This is a genomic window from Novosphingobium sp. Fuku2-ISO-50, assembly GCF_001519055.1.
GTDB lineage: Bacteria > Pseudomonadota > Alphaproteobacteria > Sphingomonadales > Sphingomonadaceae > Novosphingobium.
In genome coordinates this window covers 286,482-306,000 of record NZ_KQ954285.1, presented here as the reverse complement: position 1 = coordinate 306,000, position 19,519 = coordinate 286,482, and the positions used below count along the sequence as shown (strand labels likewise).

The 19,519-nt window shown below is 65.6% G+C and carries 15 protein-coding genes; 8 read left to right on the top strand and 7 right to left on the bottom strand.

The annotated features are described in order from the left end of the window. Positions 1 to 30 precede the first annotated feature (30 nt). Positions 31 to 1,056 (top strand): aspartate-semialdehyde dehydrogenase, encoded by a 1,026-nt coding sequence (locus AQZ50_RS01395; protein ID WP_067741538.1) that lies wholly within the window; start codon positions 31 to 33, stop codon positions 1,054 to 1,056. On the opposite strand, the gene AQZ50_RS01390 is transcribed toward AQZ50_RS01395, so the two are convergent. The 6 genes from AQZ50_RS01390 to AQZ50_RS01365 are packed head-to-tail and all read right to left on the bottom strand — an operon-like array spanning position 1,043 to position 6,614. Continuing rightward, complete coding sequence (locus AQZ50_RS01390; RefSeq protein WP_067741531.1) at positions 1,043 to 2,038, bottom strand: MBL fold metallo-hydrolase; 996 nt, start codon at positions 2,036 to 2,038, stop codon at positions 1,043 to 1,045. The two genes, AQZ50_RS01395 and AQZ50_RS01390, sit on opposite strands and share 14 nt — an antisense overlap. An 8-nt stretch (positions 2,039 to 2,046) precedes the next feature. Next, positions 2,047 to 2,970 carry a 2-hydroxyacid dehydrogenase gene (locus tag AQZ50_RS01385; protein WP_231730056.1) on the bottom strand — a complete coding sequence of 308 codons (924 nt, stop codon included), beginning with the start codon at positions 2,968 to 2,970 and terminating at the stop codon, positions 2,047 to 2,049. A gap of 14 nt (positions 2,971 to 2,984) precedes the next feature. Beyond that, positions 2,985 to 3,728 carry a class II aldolase/adducin family protein gene (locus AQZ50_RS01380; RefSeq protein ID WP_067741528.1) on the bottom strand — a complete coding sequence of 248 codons (744 nt, stop codon included), beginning with the start codon at positions 3,726 to 3,728 and terminating at the stop codon, positions 2,985 to 2,987. Further along, entirely contained in the window at positions 3,728 to 4,918 is a 1,191-nt protein-coding gene (locus tag AQZ50_RS01375; RefSeq protein WP_067741526.1) for a TauD/TfdA family dioxygenase, read from the bottom strand. The genes AQZ50_RS01380 and AQZ50_RS01375 overlap by 1 nt, the downstream gene beginning before the upstream one ends. A gap of 5 nt (positions 4,919 to 4,923) precedes the next feature. Next, positions 4,924 to 5,490, bottom strand: a complete 567-nt coding sequence (locus AQZ50_RS01370) for an HD domain-containing protein (protein WP_067741524.1) — start codon at positions 5,488 to 5,490, stop codon at positions 4,924 to 4,926. 14 nt (positions 5,491 to 5,504) lie between these two features. After that, positions 5,505 to 6,614 (bottom strand): TauD/TfdA family dioxygenase, encoded by a 1,110-nt coding sequence (locus AQZ50_RS01365; protein WP_067741521.1) that lies wholly within the window; start codon positions 6,612 to 6,614, stop codon positions 5,505 to 5,507. A 191-nt stretch (positions 6,615 to 6,805) separates the two neighbouring features. Here AQZ50_RS01365 and AQZ50_RS01360 point away from each other — a divergent pair, with 191 nt between their 5' ends. Together AQZ50_RS01360 and AQZ50_RS01355 are read left to right on the top strand one after the other, a co-directional pair. Further along, complete coding sequence (locus AQZ50_RS01360) at positions 6,806 to 7,789, top strand: GlxA family transcriptional regulator (protein ID WP_067741519.1); 984 nt, start codon at positions 6,806 to 6,808, stop codon at positions 7,787 to 7,789. A gap of 21 nt (positions 7,790 to 7,810) precedes the next feature. Next, entirely contained in the window at positions 7,811 to 9,019 is a 1,209-nt protein-coding gene (locus tag AQZ50_RS01355) for an MFS transporter (protein WP_067741517.1), read from the top strand. Between the two features lie 7 nt (positions 9,020 to 9,026). Here AQZ50_RS01355 and AQZ50_RS01350 read toward each other — a convergent pair whose 3' ends face one another. After that, positions 9,027 to 10,448 carry a purine-cytosine permease family protein gene (locus AQZ50_RS01350; RefSeq protein ID WP_067741515.1) on the bottom strand — a complete coding sequence of 474 codons (1,422 nt, stop codon included), beginning with the start codon at positions 10,446 to 10,448 and terminating at the stop codon, positions 9,027 to 9,029. 223 nt (positions 10,449 to 10,671) lie between these two features. On the opposite strand from AQZ50_RS01350, the gene AQZ50_RS01345 reads away from it, so the two are divergent. The 5 genes from AQZ50_RS01345 (at position 10,672) to AQZ50_RS01325 (ending at position 19,491) form a co-directional block, all read left to right on the top strand. Further along, a complete protein-coding gene (locus AQZ50_RS01345) occupies positions 10,672 to 14,751 on the top strand; it encodes a non-ribosomal peptide synthetase (RefSeq protein ID WP_067741512.1) in 4,080 nt (1,359 codons plus the stop codon). A gap of 93 nt (positions 14,752 to 14,844) precedes the next feature. Next, positions 14,845 to 15,741, top strand: a complete 897-nt coding sequence (locus tag AQZ50_RS01340) for a beta-keto acid cleavage family enzyme (protein WP_067741509.1) — start codon at positions 14,845 to 14,847, stop codon at positions 15,739 to 15,741. Positions 15,742 to 15,755: 14 nt separating this feature from the next. Further along, the gene (locus tag AQZ50_RS01335) at positions 15,756 to 17,234 is read left to right on the top strand and encodes a carnitine 3-dehydrogenase (protein WP_231730055.1); all 1,479 of its coding nucleotides are present in this window, start codon (positions 15,756 to 15,758) and stop codon (positions 17,232 to 17,234) included. Positions 17,235 to 17,332: 98 nt separating this feature from the next. After that, on the top strand, positions 17,333 to 18,271 hold the full coding sequence (locus AQZ50_RS01330; protein WP_067741503.1) for a LysR family transcriptional regulator: 939 nt from the start codon (positions 17,333 to 17,335) through the stop codon (positions 18,269 to 18,271). Between the two features lie 110 nt (positions 18,272 to 18,381). Next, positions 18,382 to 19,491 carry a putative urea ABC transporter substrate-binding protein gene (locus AQZ50_RS01325; RefSeq protein WP_067741500.1) on the top strand — a complete coding sequence of 370 codons (1,110 nt, stop codon included), beginning with the start codon at positions 18,382 to 18,384 and terminating at the stop codon, positions 19,489 to 19,491. The last annotated feature ends 28 nt before the right edge of the window (positions 19,492 to 19,519 follow it).

The window sequence follows — 19,519 nt, the reverse complement described above, 5'->3', positions numbered from 1 at the left end:
GCGCAGGCCGGGGCCAGAGGAGGTACAACGATGGGTTATCGCGTAGCGGTCGTGGGTGCGACGGGTAATGTCGGCCGCGAAATGCTCAACATCCTGGCCGAGCGCCAGTTTCCGATCGACGAGATCGCCGCGCTGGCGTCATCGCGCTCGCAAGGGACCGAGATCGAATTCGGCGAAACCGGCAAGATGCTCAAAGTCCAGAATGTCGAACATTTCGACTTCACCGGCTGGGACATGGCACTGTTTGCCGCAGGCTCCGGCCCGACGAAGATCTATGCGCCCAAGGCCGCCGCGCAGGGCTGCGTGGTGATCGACAATTCGTCGCTCTATCGCATGGACCCCGATGTGCCGCTGGTCGTGCCCGAAGTGAATCCCGATGCGATCGACGGCTACAAGGCGCGCATGATCATCGCCAACCCCAACTGTTCGACCGCACAGCTCGTCGTGGCGTTGAAGCCCTTGCACGATCTCGCCAAGATCAAGCGCGTGGTCGTCGCGACCTATCAGTCGGTGTCGGGCGCGGGCAAGGAAGGCATGGACGAACTGTTCGAGCAGAGCCGGGGCATCTTTGTCGGCGATTCGGTCGATCCGAAGAAGTTCACCAAGCAGATCGCCTTTAACGTGATCCCGCACATCGATGTCTTCCTCGACGATGGTTCGACCAAGGAAGAATGGAAAATGGTGGTCGAAACCAAGAAGATCCTCGATCCCAAGATCAAGGTCGTGGCGACGTGCGTGCGCGTGCCGGTGTTCGTCGGCCATTCCGAAGCGGTCAACATCGAATTCGAAAACGAAATCAGCGCGACCGAAGCACAGGACGTGCTGCGCGAAGCCCCCGGCGTGATGCTCGTCGACAAGCGCGAAGACGGTGGATACGTCACCCCGGTCGAATGCGTCGGCGATTATGCGACCTATGTCAGCCGCGTGCGCGAAGACTCGACCGTCGAAAACGGCCTGACACTGTGGTGCGTGTCGGACAACTTGCGCAAGGGCGCCGCGCTCAACGCCGTCCAGATCGCCGAACTCCTGGGCCGCCGTCACCTCAAAAAGGGCTGATTGACCGGTCCAGAACGAACACGCCCCCCGGCTCGTCATGGCGAAAGCGGGCCGGGGGGATGCCGCGTTCGGCAAGGGCACGGGCGAGCAAGTGGACCGGCTCGTCGCGGCTTTCGTCGCTGAGCGGAAAGACGCCCCAATGGATGGCGAGCGCTTGTCCCGCATCGAGGTCGCGCATCACGCGCACGGCTTCGGCGGGGTTGGTGTGCTGATCGCGCATGAACCAGCGCGGGGCATAGGCGCCGATCGGCAGCAGCGCGACATCGGGCGATCCCAGTCGTTCGCGGATCGCGGCAAACAGGCTGCCGTCGCCATAGCCGGTGTCGCCGGCGAAATAGACCGTGGCATCGCCCGCGCGGATGTGAAAGCCGCACCATAGCGCCATGCGCCGGTCGTAAAACCCGCGCGCCGACCAGTGTTGCGCGGGGACGATGGTCACCTCGACGGCGTGATCGAGGGCGTGCGTGTGCCACCAGTCGCCGGTGGCGATCCGTGCCTTGGGGATGGCGCGGCGGATGATCGTGTCATTGCCGAGCGGGGTCAGGATCAGCGGATCGTGGTGCCGGACCAGCCGTCGCATGGTGGCGATGTCGAGATGGTCATAGTGATTGTGGCTGAGCAGCACGGCGTCGATCGGCGGCAGGTCTTCGAAGCGCACGCCGGGGGCGCAGACGCGTTTGGGCCCGGCGAACCGGACCGGGCTGCACCGCTGCGACCAGACCGGGTCGGTCAGCAGGTTGAGCCCGCCGGTCTGGATCAGCACGGTGGCATGGCCGACCAGCGTGATGCGCGTGCCCTCGGCACGTTCGGGCGGCACACAGGGGTGGACGGGCAGATGGCCGGGCCAGGGTGCGCGGCGCGAGGTGCGGCGCCAGCGGCGGATGTCGGCGAGCGTCTTGTCGGTGGTTTCCGGCGCGTTGTTGAAAAAGCGACCGTCGAAATGGTCGCTGAACGGCCCGTCGTAATAGCGATTTTTGGGCATGGGGCGGGCTACAGGCCCAACGCCGCGCGCTCGCGCTTGAGAATATCGACGCCGGTGCCGATCAGGCGGGCGATCGCTTCAGGGCTTTGCCAGCCGGTGTGCGCGGTCAGCACGGCGTGGGCTGCGCGGCGCATCGGATGATCGGCGGGCAGCGGCTCGGTGCTGAAGACATCGAGCCCGGCACCGGCGAGATGGCCGTCTTCGAGCATGGCGATGACTTCGGCTTCGTCGGTCAGTTCGGCGCGGGCGGTGTTGATGAAGACCGCGCCGCGCTTCATCCGGCGCAAGCGAGCGGCATCGAGGAAGCCTGCGGTTTCGGCCGTGTAGGCAAGGTGGGGCGAGACAATGTCGGCGCGGGCGAGCAGCGTGTCGAGATCGACGTGTTCGACGCCCGGAATGTCGACCGGGCGGCGCGCCCAGACCAGCACTTTGAGGCCGAGCGCCTGGGCGATCCGCGCGACTTCGCCGCCGATCGCGCCGACACCGATCAGGCCGATGGTCTTGCCCGACAATTCGCCGAGCGGCGCACCGGTCCAGTGCCCGGCGCGGATCGAGGCATCTTGCGCGGCGATGTCGCGATAGACCGCAAACAGCAGCGCGATGGTGTGTTCGGCGACGGCGCGGTCGCCATAGCCCTTGATCGTGTGGACCGGAATGCCGCGCGCCACCGCCGCCTCCAGATCGACGAAATTGGCCGCGCCCGTGCCCAGAAACAGGATCTGTCTGAGCGCGGCGCTCGAATCCATCACCGCCGCGCTGATTCGGCTTTCGTTGACGACGATCACCGGATAGCCGGCGACGCGCGCGATCATCGTCGCCTCGTCGGGCTGGCCGATATGGTGCGCGACGAGGCTGTCATCGGCACCGGCGCGCGCAAAGGCCTCGACCAGCAAGTCGGTGGAATCGGCAACAACTGCGAAAGCGGTGGTCATGGGCGTGCTCTCGCTCAATCCGCGAAGCCGGGATCGGTGCGTTCGAGTTCGCGCACCAGCGCGGTCCATTCGGGGACGCCGGTTTCCTGGCCGCCGAAGTTTTCGGTCTGGCGCGCGGTCAATTCGCGGACATGTTCGGGCACCGGGTAGAGCGCCGCGCCGCCGCTCATCGCCGCGATCTGCACCTGGCAGGCGCGTTCGAGATTGTACATCGCCGAAAACGTCTCGGCGATCGTCGGGTATGCGGTCAAAAGACCATGGTTGCGCAGGATCAGCGCGCCATGCGTGCCCATATCGCGCACCAGCCGGGGCTTTTCGTCTTCGAGCAGCGCGATCCCTTCGTAATCGTGGTAGGCAATGCGGTTATGGAATTGCAGCGAATACTGGCTGATCGGCAGCAGTCCCTGCGCCTGACACGCGACCGCGACCCCGGCCACCGTGTGCGTATGCATGACGCAGCCGACATCGTGGCGCGCGCCGTGGACGGCCGAATGGATGACATAGCCCGCCGGATTGACATCGCGCTCCGATGGTTCCTCGTCGATGCGGAACTTGACGAGGCTGCTGGCAGTGACTTCGTGAAACTGATCGCCAAAACGATTGATCAGCAAATCTTCCGTGCCGGGAATCCGCGCCGAGATATGCGTATAGATCACGTCGGTCATGCCGAACTTTGCCGCAAGGCGATAGCACGCGGCGAGGTCATAGCGGGTCTGGCGCTCGGCGTTGTCGAACTTTGCGGCAGGAAGCGAGGCCATCAGCAGGGTTCTCCCAACTGGCGCGACAGCACGCGCCAGCGCGAATTGATTTCGTCGCGATCGACATAGGCACCCTGCAGATGGCGCGAGCCGGTCTGCGGGTCGAATTCGCGTCGTGCATGCATCACGCGGCGGTTGTCAAACGCCCACATATCGCCGGGCGCCAGACGGCGTTCGATGAAATACTTCGGATCGCGCGTCATCGCCTGAAACAGGCGCAGCGCGGCATAAATATCGCCCATTTTTTCCGCCGGGGCGTCGATCGGCCCGCGCAGGAAATTGGCAAAGCGCACTTCGTCGAGATCGCCTTCGTCATTCAGCGCGATGGCCGGTGCGCTCCAGCGGTAATCGGTGCGATCGTCGCGGTTCCAGAAGGCCATCGGCGTGGTGGTGATCGTGGCGAATTCGCCCGGATGGTGCTTGCGCATCGCTTCGCCGATGGCAAAGCCGTCGACAAACACGCTTTCGCCGCCAGTCGCTTCGTTTTGCAGGCAGTGCAGGAATTGTACCCCCGGCTGCAATTCGCGCGTGGGCAAGTCGGTATGCGCGGGCAGGTTGACGCTGGTATAGGCGGCGCTGTCGGCGCGCGGTTTCGACTTCACATCGAACACGCGGCCGAAATTGGTTTCGCGCAAGTGCGAAATTCGCGCAATCGGGCCGAGCAGCGCTTCTTCTTCGACCGGCACGTTGCGGATCAGAGTCAGCCCCGACGACTTGAGCGCGCTGAGCCAGGTCCAGAGCGCGCCGTCGTCGGCCATGATGTCGCCATAGTCGAACGATTGCAGCGCATCGGCATATTCGCGGCCCCAGATGAACGGCTGCGCGCGTGCGGCGTGGCGCTCGGCGCGGCTTTGTGCGTCGGGTGCATGGGCGCGCAGCCAGCCGGGGGCGTAGCGGCTGGCATGACCGTCGGTCCAGCCGATGATCAGATCGCCGGCGGCGCTGATCGCGGCGCTGTGCACGGCAAGATCGGCGGGCGCGTCGGTCACTTCGAACAGTTGTTCGCGCGTCAGCGGCAGGTAGCATTGCGAACAGGGGCAATTGTCGCGCAGGAAAAAGCGGTGAAACGCGGTTTCGCGGCCGTCGCTCCAGCTCACCACGGTATCGTCGCCGCTCAGCGCAACGCCGGCAAGGCTGTGGTCGGTGGCAAACACGCGCCAGTCCTGAACGATTTCAAGCTCGATAGTCATGGGCGTCAGTCCTCTTGATTGGCGCGCGTATGGTCGCCCCAGGGCTTGCGGGAAAAGATCGTTTCCAGCGCCGGCAGGAACGCCTCGATCGGCAGGGTGTCGTAATCGGGATCGAACGCCTTTTGATCCCATGCGTCGGTAAACCGCGCGGTGCGGGCAAAGGCGGGGTGATCGCGGTATTTGTCGCGCGCATGCTTGTCGCCGCCGAAATACTCGGCGTAGAAAAAGCCTTGAAATTCCTCGTGATGTTCGATCATCCAGGCATTGAGCGGGGAAATGTAGGGCGCCATGATCGCGGCAGCCATCGCCCCGTGATTGACCGGGGCGAGCGTGTCGCCGATGTCGTGCAGCAAGGCGCAGACGACCATTTCATCGTCTGCCCCGTCGCGCAGCGCCAGCGTCGCGGTCTGCAGCGAATGGATATAGCGATCGACCGGATAGCCGAGGTCGTGCGTGGCGAGCAGGCGCAGATGCGTGACCAACTGGCCGACCAGCCCGGTCTGGAACGCATCGAACTTTTCGCCGATCGGCTTCCAGTCCTCGGCGGTGGCTTCGTCGAAATGGCGGAACATGAACCGGCGCTCCTTCAGGCAGGCTGCAACAGGCAGGCGGGCTGCAACAGGCGGCGGCGGCTGCCGACGCTGTCGCGGTCGAGATAGCATTGGCGCATGTGGCGCGACCCGGTGGCCAGCGTATAGCCGGTGCGACCGTGCAACAGGCGGTAATTGTCCATCATCAACAGCTCGCCCGGTTGCAGCCGGAATTGGAGCGTGAGCGGCGATGACGGCGCGATCAGCCGCCAGAACGCGGCGCGCGCGGCGTAATAGGCCTCCAGCCGTTCGACCGGCAGTCGCCCGATCATCTCGGTGCGGTTGGAATAGCGGATCTGCACGACTTCGCCCGCGCCGTTGCATTCGATCAGCGGACCGTGGTTTTCCAGAAACGCGGTCTCGTCGTGATAGCGGAAAGTGACATCGGTGGTGACCAGCGTTTCGAACGCCGCCGGATTGTCGCGACGCAGGATCGCGGCGGCATGAAATCCGTCGACCAGCGTCGAATCCCCGCCATCGGCGTCGTTGGTCAGGCAATGCAGCAGGATATAGCCGGGCACCGGCTCGCGATAGGGATTGTCGCTGTGCGGTTCGAGATGACGCGGCGTCATGGTCAGGTCATAGGCATTGGGGATCGCCTTGACATCGGCCACACCGCCCCAGTTGGTGCGGCGGATCGGGCCGATCAGGTCGGCAAATTCCAGCCCCCCGTCCATGTCGAGCGGAACGCCGCGCACCACGGCAAAGCCATAGGCATCGAGCCCGTCGAGCAAGCGCCCGAGCGTTGCCGGATCGCGGCGCAAGTCGGCAAGATCGGCCGCCGGGAAAGCGGCATGATCGAGCGTGCCGTCCCAATGTACATGGCCGCCATGCGCCGGTTCGCCGATGATCGCCCCGGCCAGCCAGGCGGCGGGCAGGCGGGTCGCAAACCCGTCGGAAAAGGTGATCGTGCCATCGAGTTCGGCGGCCGTGACGCGCAGATCGGTCGGGGTTTCGGCGGCTTCTTCCAGCCGTTGCCCGGTGCGCGGATCGAGCACCGCCGCATCGGGCAGGCGCTCGCGCAGCCAGATCGGATGCAGCACCAAGGGCTCTGCCCCGCTGCTGGTGACCTGCAATCGACCCTGCTCGGTGACCTGTAGATCCATGCCGCAATCCCCAGTTGATTCGAGCCCTGATTGATTCGAGCTGTATGATGGCGGGTAGTCTAACTCTGAAACCGCTCTGCTATCGCAGCTTTGCGACATGATGCGCGTATTTTGCGACTTCGGCAAATATACCTTGCCACAGGCCAAAACGGGTTTTGCGCTCACGCGAATCTGTGTTTGTCTCCCGATCCATGAATGTCGCATTCGCTCCGCTGGAGCAGGAAACCTACAGCTTTTACCTCGTGCCGGGCTTTTCCGCGATGGGCTTCGTCGCGGCGATGGAACCCTTGCGCGTGGCCAACCGACTGGCGCAGCGGCCGGTTTTCGCCTGGCGGTTGTTTTCCGCCGACGGTCAGCCGGTCGAAGCCTCGTGCGGGTTGAAAGTCGCCGTCGACGGCCCGCTTGATGAAAATACGCAGACGCTGATCCTGTGCGCCGGGTTCGAACCGCGCCGGGGAATCAGCCGCTCGCTGGTCGCGGCCTTGCGGCGCATGGCGCGGCGCGGTGTCGCGCTCGGTGCGCTCGACACCGGGGCCTATGTCCTGGCCGAGGCGGGGTTGATCCGCGATCAGCCGGTGACGCTGCATTGGGAAGCGGTCCCTGCCTTTCGCGAGGACTATCCCGAGGTGCGCGTGACCGAGGAATTGTTCTGCCTTGGCGAACGGCTGTTTACGTGCGCCGGGGGGACGGCGGCGATCGACATGATGCTCGAACGCATCGCGCTGCGACAGGGGCCGGGCCTTGCGCGCGCGGTGTCGGAACAGTTCATTCACAGCCGCATCCGCAGCCGTGAAGAGCGGCAGCGGCTCGATCTGGGCGCGCGCATCGGTACGCGCGATCCGCGTCTGGTCGCGGTGATCGCGCGGATGGAGGCGGAAATCGAAAGCCCCTGTCGGCTCGAAGACCTCGCCGCCGAGGCAGGGGTCACCCGGCGACAGCTCGAACGGTTGTTCATGGGCCATTTCGGCACGGGCCCGGCGGCCTATTACCGCGCCATCCGGCTGGAGCGCGCGCGCAGTTTCCTTGCCGAAACGAGCCTGTCGCTGATCGAGGTCGCGGTGGCCACCGGCTTTTCGTCAAAGAGCGCAATGGCCCGCGCCTATGTCCAGAAATTTGGCCGCCCGCCCGGCGCAGAACGGGGCCGGTGGAAAACGCCGCCGCTCGCAAACGCCTGAAAGACCACCAGAAGGATCCCCATGGCCGTCACATCCGCCAGCGCGAACCCGATCCGCGACGATGCGAAGATTCCCCTTGCCGTCTGTCTCGGCATTGCCGCTGCCAGCGGGGCGGCGCATCTCGGGATCAACTATACGCCGTTTCTGGTCGGTGGGCTGATCGATCGCTATGGCTTTGGCCCGGCGCAGATGGGCGTGTTTGCCACTGCCGAAACGCTGTCGTTTGCTTGCGCCATGTTCCTGTTTGCCCCGCGCGCGCAAGGGTTTCGTCCCCGGCGCATGGCCCTGGCCGCCAGCGCGCTGATCGCTGCGGTGCAGGCGGTTTCGGCGCTGACCGGGTTCCTGCCGCTGCTGATCGCGGGGCGCGTGGCGACCGGGTTTGGCTATGGCATGCTCAACACGGCGGTCAATGTCGCCGCCGGGCGCACCAGTCAGCCCGCGCGGGCGATTTCGGTCGGCATTTCGCTTCAGGTCTTGCTGTTTGCCGTGATGAACGTGACCATCCCGATGATCGGTGCGGCGGGCGGCGTGGGGGCGATGTTCATCGCGCTGGCGATGATTTCGGGCACTTTGGCGCTGGGCATGCTGCCGCTCTCGGACAAGACGGAATCAGGCAGCCGGGGCGCGCAAGGCGCCGCGCCGATTGTGCCGCCGATGGCGCCGGGCGGCTGGCCGGTGCTGGCGGCGATGGCGCTGTTTGCATTCGGCACGATGGCGATCTGGCCGTTCATGGAGCGTGCGGCCCATGCCATCGGCCTGCCCGCGACCGAATTCGGCCGGTATCAGAGCCTGGGGACGCTGCTGAGTTCGGGGGGCAATTTCGCGCTGACCATGGTGCTCGCGCGGGGCAATCGGCGCGGCTTGCTCGAAGTCGCGCTATTGACGTGCGGGATCACGTGCGCGGTGTTGACCACGGTCGGCAGCCATTGGGTCTTTGCCGCTGCGCTCGTGCTCTATGATGTCAGCTGGTACATCACGTATCCCTTGCTCCTCGGCCTTGCCTACGCGCACGATCCGCACGGGCGGCTGGCGGTCAGGACCACGGGGACATGGCTGGTGGCGCAATCGGGCGGATCGCTGGCCGCCGGGTTCGTGGCGCAGGCGACATCGGGCTATGGCGTGGTCGGCTGTCTCGGCATGGGCACGTGCGCCATGGCGGTCGTCATCGTCATCCGGTTTCAGGCGGGCAAGCGCGCGCAGACCATGCGCGCCCCCCTGCCTTCACATTGAGGGGTGATCAGGCCGCCGCGCCGTCCTCGATCCCCGCATCGGCGATCGCGATATGCGCGCGCTCGGCGACAAGGTCGATCGAGCGGCAGACGAGATAGTAGAACAGCCCCGACACCGGCAGACCGACCAGCATCGACACGTCTGCCCCGCCCAGCATGCGCGCCACCGGGCCGACGAAGACCGGCGTCGAAAAACAGGGCACCATTGCCGCAAAACCGATGAAATAGGCCGAAATCCCGCGCCAGTTCCAACGCCCGTAGATCCCGTCGGGATTGAAGATTTCGCGCACCGAATAGTGCCCGTGGCGGACGAAGAAAAAGTCCACCAGATTGATCGCGGTCCATGGGGTGAACAGATAGATCAGCACCGACAGCAGGTTTTCGATCAATTCGCGCACATTCGCCCCGGCGATCGCCGACAGCCAGGTCGAAGCCACGCCCAGCAGCGCCAGCGCGATCAGCCGCGCGCGCCCCGGATTGGCAATATGGTGAAAACTGTCGAGGATCGACAGCAGCGTCAGCGACCCGCCATAGAGATTGAGCGTGGTGATCGTGACCAGCGAGAGCGATGACAGCACGATCAGCACGGCGCCAAAGCCGGGCCGGACCAGATTGCCGGTTTCCAGCACGGCGCCGACGATCTCGTGCCCGGGGAAGATCGCGACCGCGACATCGCCGACCAGCATCATCCACGCCCCGCCGATGAACGCGCCGATGAACGTCCACCAGAACGAGGCCGCCACGCCCACATCGCGCGGCAGATAGCGCGAATAGTCCGAGACATAGATCGACCATGACAGCTGATACCCGGCAACGGCAAAGAACTGCACGAGGAAGGGGATCGTCGCCCATTTGCCCATGCCCAGTTGCGCCATGCCGTGCCCGAGGATCGCCACCCCGACCGTATAGATCAGCAGCGCCACGATCACCGCCGCCGCCAGTGTCCGTTGCGCGATATGGATCATGTCATAGCCCGCCACGGCAAAGGCCAGCGCCGCCAGGGTGAACGCGCCGAATACGCCGACCAGAGCGCCTTGCGACAGATGCGTGCCGGTCAGATCCTGTACCGCAACGCCGAACACCACTTCGTTGAACACGGTATAGCCGACATACGTCACCAGCGCGAAGCACCAGACCAGCAGCGCGCCGCGATAGCCGAACTGCGGCCGCGACTGGATCATCTGCGGCAGGCCAAGCTCGGGCCCCTGGCTGGAGTGCGAGGCCATGAACAGCGTGCCCATCGCGCACCCGGTCAGGATCGCCAGCACCGACCAGCCGAACCCCAACCCCATCGCCATGCCGATCGCGCCGGTCGCCAGTGTCGCCAGATGGGCATCGCCGCTGAACCAGATCGGCCAGAGGTGCCACACTTTGCCGTGGCGTTCGCTGAGTGGAACGTAATCGATCGAATGGCTTTCAACGAGCTTCATCGGGAGCCTTTGGCGCAAGCGGGATCGCAGGGGCGCAAAAATGCGCCCCAAACGCAATGCATGCCCGACTGCGATCGCAGGCGAAAGGGGGCAGGTGTATTGTGCGGGAAAAAGGCGGGACGCGCGCGCATCGCGCCCTGGCCGCCGGTGGTGCATGGGCGTCGGGTTGACAAACGCCCGGTTCCGAACGAACGCCGGGTGATAGGCGAAAAGCTAGGGTCATATGAATACAGTCGAGCGTCTGAACGCGCGCGGGTCGCTGCGCGGCCTGCTGCACGCCTTTTTGGGCGGACCGTTGGCGCGCGATCGCCTTGCACCGGCGATCGACGTGCCGCCGGGGCGCGATCGGGCGGAGCGGCAAGTCCTGTCTTATGGCGAGCTTGACGCGCTGGCGACGCGGATCGCGCAGCATCTGGTCGGGCGCATGGCCGGGCGCATGGCCGGGCCCATGGCGGGGCGGGCCGGGAGCGAGCCGATTGTCGCGCTGTTGATCGGGCGGACTTCGCCGCTGCTTTATGCGGCACAGATCGGGGTTTTGCGCGCAGGGTGCGCATTTACCTGCCTCGATGCCGCGTTTCCCGACGAGCGCATGGGCGAAATTCTCGACGATGCCGCGCCGGTGGCGGTGCTGGCCGATGCGGACGGGCTCGAACGGCTCGATCGCCTGGGGCTTGCGCCGGGGCTGGTGCTCGATGCTGCGGCGCTGGCGCGCGCGGCGGCGCCCGATGTGGCCTTGCCCGACGATCTGGCGCCCTCGCGGCTGGCTTATGTGATCTATACCTCGGGCACGACCGGCAAGCCCAAGGGGGTGGAGGTCGAACACCGCCATATCGCCAATCTCATCGCCTCGGACCTTGCCGAATTCGGCCTCGGGCCGGGCGACCGCGTGGTGCAGGGGTCGTCTGCCGCATATGATTCCTCGCTGGAGGAAATGTGGCTGGCGCTCGCTTCGGGCGCGACGCTGGTGGTGATGGACGACGCGACGGCGCGGCTTGGCCCCGATGTGGTCGGCTGGTTGCAGGACGAACGCGTTACCGTGTTCTGCCCGCCGCCGACTTTGCTGCGCGCATCGGGCTGTGCCGATCCGCAATCGGCCTTGCCCGATCTGCGCCTGCTCTATGTCGGGGGCGAGGCCTTGCCGCAGGATCTGGCCGATCTGTGGTCTGCCGGGCGGCGCATGGTCAATGGCTATGGCCCGACCGAATGCGCGGTGACGTGCCTGCGCTGCGATGTCGTGCCGGGGCAGCCGGTGGGGATCGGGCGGCCGGTGCCGGGCATGGTGGCCTGGGTGCTTGACGAGGCGCTGAACGAAGTGCCGGCGGGCGCGCATGGTAAACCGGGCGGGCAGAGCGAACCGGGCAGGCAGGGCGAATTGTGCATCGGCGGCGCGGGTGTGGCGCGCGGCTATCGCCATCGCGACGACCTGACGGCCGAAAAATTTGTCGATCATCCCCGGCTGGGGCGGATCTATCGCACCGGCGATCTGGTCGATCGCGATGAAGCCGGCACGGTCTTCTATCACGGGCGGATCGACGCCCAGGTCAAGATTCGCGGCTATCGCGTCGAACTGGGCGAGATCGAGGCGCGGCTGGGCGCGCTGGCAGGCGTGCGTGCGGCGGCGTGCCGGATGCAGCCGAGCGGCAGGGGAAGCGAGCTGGTCGGCTTTGTCGTGCCCGACGATCTGTCGCGCCCGCCAGAGCCCGATCTGTTGCGCGCCGCGCTGGCGCGCAATCTGCCCGGCTATATGGTGCCGGTGCAGATCGGCGTGATCACCGATTTGCCGACCAGTGTCGGGGGCAAGCTCGACCGCGCACGCCTGCCCTTGCTGACTTTGGCCCTCAATGCCGGGTCGCGCCCGATGATTGCGCCGGTCGGCGAGATGGAGGGGCTGATCGCTGCGGCTGTCGCCGATGTGCTGCGCCGCGATGGCGGCGTTTCGGTCGAGGACGATTTCTTTGCCGACCTGGGCGGGGATTCGCTCAGCGCCGCGCTGCTGGTCACGCTGTTGCGCGACGACAGCCGCACCAATTGGGCCACAGTCAGCGACATTTACGAGGCGCGCACCGTGCGTGCGCTGGCGCGGCAGGCGCATGCCCTGTGCGAGGGCGGGCTGGCGCCGCCTGCCGAGCTGGATCAGCCGCGCGTCGGCACGGTGCGCGTGGGGCTGGCCAATGCGGTGCAGATCGGCTGGCTGGCATCAGAGCTGTGCCTGTCGGGCTGGCTCGGCTGGCTGATGGCATTCCGGGTGTTTCCGGCGGTCTACGGTGAGCTGGGGCCGATCGGTCTCGTGGCTGTGATGCCGTTGATCGCGGCGCTGTCGCTGGCGCTGTATCTCCCGTTTTCGGTGATCTTTGCGGTGCTTGTCAAACGCGTGCTGATCGGGCGCTATCGGCCGATCCGTGCGCGGGTGTGGAGCGGGTGGTATCTGCGCCACTGGATCGTGGTGCAGGCCGCGCGGCTGATCCCCTGGCCGCTGCTGCAGGGGTCGGGGCTGCAACAGGGGATCCTGCGTGCGCTCGGCGCGCGGATCGGGCGCGGGGTGCATATCCATCGCGGCGTCGATCTGGTGCGCGGCGGGTGGGATTTGCTCGACATCGGCGATGGCGTGGCGATCGGACAGGACGCGATGATCGGGCTGGCCGATCTCGACCGGGGCGATGTCGTCATCGGGCCGATCGTGCTCGAAGCGGGGGCGACCATGCTGACCCGATCGGGGATCGGCGGCTGGTGCCGGATGGGGCGGGACAGTGTGTTGACCGCGCTGTCGGTGCTCAATCCGGGCATGGCCATTCCCGACGGCGAGATCTGGGACGGGGTGCCGGCAAAATCGGTCGGCCCGTCGCCAGCGTCGCCCGCGCCGGTATCCGATGGCCTGCCGCATGCTGTGTGGGACGTCCTGGCGATGGGCGCCGAAGCGGGGCTTGCCTTTGCAGCCGCGCTGCCGGCGCAAGGGCTGGCGCTGCTGATCTGTGTGGTGACGGGCACGCGTGCGGCCGATCTGTGGCGCTGGGCCTGGCATCCGACGTTTGCCACGCGGGCAGGGGCCGTCGTGCTGATCGTGACCGTGCTGTCGCTGCCGCTGACGCTGGTGTGGACGGCGGTGCTGATGCGGGCGATGGGGCCGGTGCGGCCCGGTCTGGTGTCGCGCTGGAGCCTTGCCTATCTGCGGGCCTGGCTCAAGGCGGGGATGCTGACTCTGGCCGGCGAATGGCTGACCGGGACCGTGTTCTGGCCGCGCTGGCTGCGGCTGGCGGGGATGGACATCGGCGAAAAGTGCGAAATCAGCACGATCACCGATGTCGTGCCCGAATTGGTCGCGATCGGCGCCGAAACCTTCTTTGCCGACGGAATCTATCTTGGCGGCGGGATCGTTCGCCAGGGCACGGTGCGGCTGGGCCATACCCGGATCGGGCGCCTTACGTTTCTGGGCAACCATGTGGTCATTCCGCCCGGCGAACAGCTTCCCGATGACATTCTGATCGGGATTGCCACGCCCGCCCGCGCCACCGAGATCGCGTCGGGCGAGGCGAGGTTCGGCCATCCCAGTTTCGACCTGCCGCGCCGCGAAGTGATCGAAGTCGACCGACGGCTGACGTTCGATCCCTCGCCGATCCGCTATGCCAACCGGGTGTTCTGGGAAGCCTTGCGCTTTGCCCTGCCGGTGCTGCCGATGGTGCTGACGGCGGAATGGTTCATGGCGTTGAGCGCGGCGCGGGGCACGGTCTCGCCGCTGGCCTACGCTGCGCTGGTGATCCCGGCGGTGACGCTGATGCCGCTTGTCGCCTTGTGCCTCGCCGTGCTGGCGCTCAAATGGCTGCTGATCGGGCGGGTCAAGCCGGGGCAGCATGCGTTGTGGTCATGCTGGTGCAGCCGGTGGGACTATGTCTATGTCGCTTGGGCGCGCTATGCCGCGACGATCCTGCGTCGGCTCGAAGGCACATTCCTGTTGCCGGTCTATCTGCGCGCGATGGGGCTGAAAATCGGGCGTCGCGCAGTGCTGGGGCCGCCCTTTGCGCAAGTGGTCGATCCCGACATGATCGAGATCGGCGATCATGCCACGGTCAGCGCGATGTTTCAGGCGCATACTTTTGAAGACCGGGTGTTGAAAGTCGATCGGGTGCGGATCGGTGCGGGGGCAACGCTGTCGCGCGGCACGGTGCCGCTTTATGGCGCGATGATCGACGAGCGCACGCATCTGGGCGCCAACAGCGTGGTGATGAAACGCGAACACCTGCTTCCCGGCCTGCGCTATCAGGGGGTGCCGTCGCGCGCGGTGGGCGAGGAACCGATCCAGGCGCGCTGATGTCGCAAATTGTGTGCGCCTGATCGTAAAACGTGGCCCTTGATGCGGGGCGCGCGGTATCCTCGGCACAAGAGCAACGGACGGACAGAACCCATGAATTACGAACCCTTCATTACGTGCGCGGTGACCGGGTCGGGCGAAACCGCCGACAAGCATCCCGGCCTGCCGATCACGCCGAAACAGATCGCCGCCGCCGCGATCGAGGCCGCCGATGCGGGCGCGGCGATCGCGCATATCCATGTGCGCGATCCCGAAACGGGCAAGGGCGCGCGCGATCCGAAACTCTATCGCGAAGTGGTCGAGCGCATCCGTGATTCGGGCAAGGATGTCATCATCAACCTGACCGCCGGGATGGGCGGCGACATCGTGTTCGGCCCGGGCGAGACTCCGCTGCCGCTCAATCCGGAAGGCACCGACATGGTCGGGCCGCTCGAACGGCTGATCCATGTCGAGGAACTGCTTCCCGAAATCTGCACGATCGATTGCGGCACGATGAACTTTGCCGCAGGCGACTATGTCATGACCAACACGCCGGGCATGCTGCGCGCGATGGCCCAGCGGGTGCAGGAACTGGGCGTGCGGCCCGAACTCGAAGTGTTTGACACGGGCCATCTCGTGTTCGTCAAGCAGCTGATCAAGGAAGGCCTGCTCGACGATCCGGTGATGATCCAGTTGTGCATGGGCATCCCCTATGGCGCGCCCGACGATCCGCTGACGACGATGGCGATGGTGCACCGCATGCCTGCGGGCGCGATTTTCAGCGGCTTTTCGATCGGCCGGATGCAGTTGCCCTATGTGGCGATGGCGGCGCTGGCGGGGGGCAACGTGCGTGTCGGGCTGGAAGACAATCTCTATCTCGGGCGCGGGCAGCTGGCCAGCAACGGCGATCTCGTGTCGCGTGCGCGGCAGATTCTCGAAGGCATGGGCGCGCGCCTGCTCGGCCCGGCCGAAGTGCGCGAAAAGCTCAAGCTGACCAAGCGGTGGGCCTGACCATGAACGAGACCATGAACGATATTTCCACGATCCGCACGATCGGGCTCGTTGGCGGCGGCGTCATTGGCGCGGGCTGGGCCGCGCGTTTTGCACTGGCCGGTTATGACGTGCGCATGTTCGATCCCGATCCCGAAATCGGCCGCAAGGTCGACGCCGTGCTCGGCAACGCGCGCCGTGCGCAGCAGCGGTTGCTGGGCGCCCTGCTTCCGCCCGAAGGCGCCGTGCATATCGCCACGAGCCTTGCCGATGCGGTCGAAAGCGCCGATTTCATTCAGGAAAGCCTGCCCGAAGTCGAAGAGCTGAAGCAGCGCGTACTGGCGCAGATCGAAGCGGCGGCGCGCCCCGGGGTGGTGATCGGCTCGTCGACGTCCGGCCTGTTGCCCAGCCGCCTGCAATCGGGGATGGCGCATCCCGAACGTTTTGTCGTCGGCCATCCGTTCAATCCGGTCTACCTTTTGCCGCTCGTCGAAATCTGCGGCGGCGAAGCGACCAGCCAGGCGACCAAGGATCTGGCTACCGCGCTTTATACGTCGTGCGGGATGCAGCCCTTGCAGGTGCGCGTCGAAATCGACGGGTTCATTGCCGACCGCCTGCTCGAAGCGCTGTGGCGCGAGGCGCTGTGGCTGGTCAATGACGGCGTGGCGACGACGGCGGAAATCGACGATGCGATCCGCTATGGCGCGGGGCTGCGCTGGTCGTTCATGGGCACGTTCCTGACCTATCGGCTGGCCGGTGGCGAAGCGGGCATGCGGCATTTCCTCGCGCAGTTCGGCCCGGCGCTGAAACTGCCCTGGACCAAGCTGGTCGCGTGCGAACTGACCGACGAGCTGACCGACCGGGTCGCCGCGCAGTCCGACGAACAGGCCGCCGGAATCGGCTTGCGCGCCTACGAGCAGAAGCGCGACGACTGTCTGGTCGATGTCATGACCGCGCTCAAGGCCAATGACTTTGCCTCGGGCGCGACGCTCAAGGCCCATGCCGAACGGCTGGCGGCGCGTCAGGCTGTGCCCGAAACCACGGGCGAGGGGCCGCTGCCGCTCTTGTCCACGCATGTCGATGCGGCGTGGATCGATTACAACGGCCACATGACCGAATGGGCCTATTTGAAGCTGTTTGGCGATACCACCGATGCGCTGCTGGCGCGGATCGGGGCCGGGCTCGACTATGTTGCAGCGGGGCATTCGTTCTACACCGTCGAAACCCATTTGCGCCATCTCGGGCAGGCGCGGCTGGGCGAAGCGGTGCGCGTGACCACGCAAATCCTTGGTGCCGATGCCAAGCGGCTGCATATCTTTCACGCCATGACCGGCGCGGACGGCGCCGTGATCGCCACCGCCGAACAGATGCTGGTCCATGTCGATGCCGCTGCCGAACGCAGCGCGGCGATGCTGCCCGCAGTGGCCGAGGCGGTTGCCGCGCTGGCGGCGGCGCATGCCGGGCTTGAGCGTCCGGCAGCGGCGGGGCGCAGCGTCGGCCTGCCCGCAGCCTGAATGCCCAAAGCCTGAAGGCGCAGAAGGAGGGGGGCTGAAAGCGGCCCCCTTCCGCCAGCCTCTGGCGCGTTCGCTCCCGATGCGCCAGAGTGGGCGCCATGTCCGATCCTGCTGCCCGTATCGACCGCAATTTCGCCGCGCGTGTCGACTGGAACCTGTTGCGCACATTTGTCGAGATCGTCCGCGCGGGCGGGATCGGCGCCGCCGCGCGCAAGCTCAATCGTCAGCAACCGACGATCAGTGTCGCGTTGAAGCGGCTGGAAGATCATGTCGGCACGCAATTGCTGCGCCGGTCGGCGGGCGGGGTCGAATTGACCGTTGCGGGCCGCGCGCTCCTGCTGATTTGCGAAGACATGTTCGAAGCGGCGCGGATGGTGCCGCATCAGGTCGCGCAGGCGATGAAGCAGGTCCAGGGGCTGGTCCGCATCCAGATGATCTCGTCGATCGTCTCGCCCGAATTCGATGAAGCGATTGCCACGTTTCGCCGTCGTCATCCCGCGATCCAGATCGAACTGCGCGTATCGCCCTGGCGCGACGTGCTCGAAGCGCTCGAACGCGGCGAAGTCGAAATCGGCGTCGGCTGTGACAGCGGGGTGCGCGTCGGGCTCAATTACGAACCGCTGTTCGTCGAAGTGCAGCAGCTCTATTGCGACCGCAATCACCCGCTCTATGGCCAGCGGATCTCTCGCCTGAACGACTTGCGCGATCAGGGCTTCGTGCTGACCGGCACCGACGAGCTCGACACGATCACCCGCCTGCGCCAGCGCTATGGCCTGGGCACGGTGGTCAACGGCCTGGCCGAAGACGTGCACGAGGCCAAGCGCCTGATCAGCCTGGGGGTGGGGATCGGGTTTCTGCCGGTGCTTGCGGCCGAAGACCTTGTCGCGCGCGATCGGCTCTGGCCGCTTTTGCCGCGCGATGCAGAACCGGCCTATGACATCTATCTCCTCTCGCGGCAGATTCCGACGCGCGACACGCCGACGCAATTGTTCCTTGAAGAGATCCTGCGCCGCCTGCGTGCGCGACCTCATCCATGAGGATGCAGGGCATAGATGATTTCTATGCCCCCAATCACAAATCAGGCTCTAGCGTGATGGCCTGCCGATGGGGCACCTCTCGATCAACCACGACAAAAGGATTCTCTGCCGTGATCCGCTCTTCCCGCCTTGTCCGCTCGCTCGCTCTTGCCGGTCTGTTCGCACTGGCTGCCTGCGGGCATTCGAAAAGCGGGCCCGCCGCCGGGGCTGACGGGATCGCGAGCGAGGCGCCGAAGAAGGACTTTACCATCGGCTGGTCGATCTATGCCGGATGGATGCCCTGGCCTTATGCGCAAGAGGCCGGGATCGTGAAGAAATGGGCCGATAAATACGGCATTTCGATCAAGCTGGTGCAAGTCAACGACTACGTCGAATCGGTCAATCAGTATACCGCAGGCAAGCTTGACGGCGTGGTCGCGACATCGATGGACACGCTGACCATTCCCGCCGCCGGGGGCAAGGATACCTCGGTGGTGATTTTGGGCGACTATTCCGACGGCAACGACGGCGTCGTGCTGAAGAATGCGCATTCGATGGCCGACATCAAGGGCCGCTCGGTCAATCTGGTCGAGCTGTCGGTGTCGCAATATCTCTTGGCGCGCGGGCTCGAAAAGGCCGGGCTCAAGCTGTCGGATGTGAAGCTCGTCAACACCGGCGATGCCGACATCGTCGGCGCCTTTGCCTCGCCGACGGTCAATGCCGTGGTCGCCTGGAACCCGCAATTGTCCGAAGTGAAAAAGGCGCCGGGCGCGACTTTGGTGTTCGACAGCCACCAGATCCCCAACGAGATTCTTGACTGTCTCGCGGTCAGCAGCGCGACGCTCAAGGCCAATCCCGCGCTGGGCAAGGCGCTCGCCGGAATCTGGTATGAAACGATGGCCCTGATGCACAAGGACGATGCCGCCGGAAAGGCAGCGCGCGCACAGATGGCGCATGATGCGGGCAGCACGCCCGACGGCTTTGATGCGCAGCTCAAGACGACGCACCTCTATTACACCGCCGCCGACGCGACCGCTTTGGCCAAGAGCGCCGAGTTGATGACCGTTACCGACCGCGTGCGCCAGTTTGCCTTTGCCAAGGGGCAGTTCGGACCGGGCGCGACTACGGTCGATGCGATCGGGATTGCCTTTCCCGGCGGCAAGACGCTGGGCGATCCGGCCAATGTCAAGCTGCGCTACGATGCGACCTATATGCAGCTCGCCGCCGACGGAAAGCTCTGAGCCCGTTTGCAATCGCACCCTGCGACAA

What these genes read in the sequence shown, in the direction of transcription:
- AQZ50_RS01395 (WP_067741538.1), top strand. Translation starts at nt 31, where the DNA reads ATGGGTTATCGCGTAGCGGTCGTGGGTGCGACGGGTAATGTCGGCCGC.
- AQZ50_RS01390 (WP_067741531.1), bottom strand. Translation starts at nt 2,038, where the DNA reads ATGCCCAAAAATCGCTATTACGACGGGCCGTTCAGCGACCATTTCGAC.
- AQZ50_RS01385 (WP_231730056.1), bottom strand. Translation starts at nt 2,970, where the DNA reads ATGACCACCGCTTTCGCAGTTGTTGCCGATTCCACCGACTTGCTGGTC.
- AQZ50_RS01380 (WP_067741528.1), bottom strand. Translation starts at nt 3,728, where the DNA reads ATGGCCTCGCTTCCTGCCGCAAAGTTCGACAACGCCGAGCGCCAGACC.
- AQZ50_RS01375 (WP_067741526.1), bottom strand. Translation starts at nt 4,918, where the DNA reads ATGACTATCGAGCTTGAAATCGTTCAGGACTGGCGCGTGTTTGCCACC.
- AQZ50_RS01370 (WP_067741524.1), bottom strand. Translation starts at nt 5,490, where the DNA reads ATGTTCCGCCATTTCGACGAAGCCACCGCCGAGGACTGGAAGCCGATC.
- AQZ50_RS01365 (WP_067741521.1), bottom strand. Translation starts at nt 6,614, where the DNA reads ATGGATCTACAGGTCACCGAGCAGGGTCGATTGCAGGTCACCAGCAGC.
- AQZ50_RS01360 (WP_067741519.1), top strand. Translation starts at nt 6,806, where the DNA reads ATGAATGTCGCATTCGCTCCGCTGGAGCAGGAAACCTACAGCTTTTAC.
- AQZ50_RS01355 (WP_067741517.1), top strand. Translation starts at nt 7,811, where the DNA reads ATGGCCGTCACATCCGCCAGCGCGAACCCGATCCGCGACGATGCGAAG.
- AQZ50_RS01350 (WP_067741515.1), bottom strand. Translation starts at nt 10,448, where the DNA reads ATGAAGCTCGTTGAAAGCCATTCGATCGATTACGTTCCACTCAGCGAA.
- AQZ50_RS01345 (WP_067741512.1), top strand. Translation starts at nt 10,672, where the DNA reads ATGAATACAGTCGAGCGTCTGAACGCGCGCGGGTCGCTGCGCGGCCTG.
- AQZ50_RS01340 (WP_067741509.1), top strand. Translation starts at nt 14,845, where the DNA reads ATGAATTACGAACCCTTCATTACGTGCGCGGTGACCGGGTCGGGCGAA.
- AQZ50_RS01335 (WP_231730055.1), top strand. Translation starts at nt 15,756, where the DNA reads ATGAACGATATTTCCACGATCCGCACGATCGGGCTCGTTGGCGGCGGC.
- AQZ50_RS01330 (WP_067741503.1), top strand. Translation starts at nt 17,333, where the DNA reads ATGTCCGATCCTGCTGCCCGTATCGACCGCAATTTCGCCGCGCGTGTC.